Source organism: Streptomyces sp. SAJ15, assembly GCF_007595705.1.
In the GTDB taxonomy this organism is placed as follows: Bacteria; Actinomycetota; Actinomycetes; order Streptomycetales; family Streptomycetaceae; genus Streptomyces.
In genome coordinates, this window is record NZ_NISY01000058.1 from 1 (window position 1) to 254 (window position 254).

Annotated in this window: 1 protein-coding gene; it reads right to left on the bottom strand. The window is 73.6% G+C overall.

Annotation, left to right across the window (positions count from 1 at the left end; all coding sequences use genetic code 11):
* On the bottom strand, positions 1-254 hold a 254-nt coding region (locus tag CD790_RS34310; RefSeq protein ID WP_313956578.1), incomplete at both ends, for a malic enzyme-like NAD(P)-binding protein.

Below are 254 nucleotides of genomic sequence, written 5' to 3' on the forward strand. Positions count from 1 at the left end.
TCGGCGTCGACCAGGTCGGCGCGGCCGGCGTGGACCACGCCCTCGATGTCGGCGACCACGGCGTGCTTGACGCCGGCGGCGATCAGCAGCTTGAGGATCGCGGTGCCCGCGGCGCCGGCGCCGGACATGACCACCCGCACGTCCTCGATGGCCTTGCCGACCACCCGCAGCGCGTTGGTGAGCGCGGCGAGCACCACGATGGCGGTGCCGTGCTGGTCGTCGTGGAAGACCGGGATGTCCAGGGCCTCGCGCAG